Below are 736 nucleotides of genomic sequence, written 5' to 3'. Positions count from 1 at the left end.
GTTATCTTCGGGAGTGCCCACCCTACAAAGAACAGTTTGTTGAGAATGATGCAAGATATGAGTTAGAGGTTAGAGATGGAACTAATAATGGTCGAATTAAGTCATCTTTTCAATGCTAAAGGCTGACATCCATGTCTTTTCATACTTCATACTTCATCCTTCATCCTTCATCCTTCATCCTTCATAATATTATGATGCGCTTTTGGAGCAAACTATCCCTATTTCTAATATTCTCGATATTGCCGAGCTTTTCGGCTCCCTCTTCAACATCTATTTTCTGTCCATTAGTTGCTTGGAGTGCCCAACAAAAAGACTCCTTCCTTCTCGCCTCCTCACAAGATAGAGACTTCGGAGATGATGGTAGAAATGGTACAGATGGAAGAAGCGGGAGAAGTGGTAGAGATGGTGAGAATCGCACTATTTTTGCTAACGGCACTCCTGTAAATTTAGAACTTTCTGGGGAAAGTGGGGAAGATGGCGAAAATGGCAAATATGGTGAAGATGCTGACTGTGAAAGACAACCGCTCAATGTTACCCGCGATTTGCGTGCCGCAGATGGCGGTGAGGGGGGAGATGGTGGTAGTGGTGGAAATGGCGGTAATGGCGGTTCCGTGACGGTTTATTATACCAATCCTGCCGATTTAAAACAAATCTTTGTGCGCTTTCTCTTATTCACATCTGACTCTGCCGACACACCCCTCTGTGTGTCTTATGGTGCGCCCCGTGTTATTACAAA

Annotated in this window: 1 pseudogene; it reads left to right on the top strand. The window is 44.2% G+C overall.

The features are described 5' to 3' along the window. Window positions 1-131: 131 nt before the first annotated feature. Window positions 132-736, top strand: a pseudogene (locus NJ959_RS19730) (hypothetical protein); the annotation flags it as partial.

Origin of the sequence: Limnofasciculus baicalensis BBK-W-15, from assembly GCF_024178385.1 — a bacterium.
Classification (GTDB): Bacteria; Cyanobacteriota; Cyanobacteriia; order Cyanobacteriales; family Coleofasciculaceae; genus Limnofasciculus; species Limnofasciculus baicalensis.
This window is presented reverse-complemented; position numbering and strand designations above follow the sequence as displayed.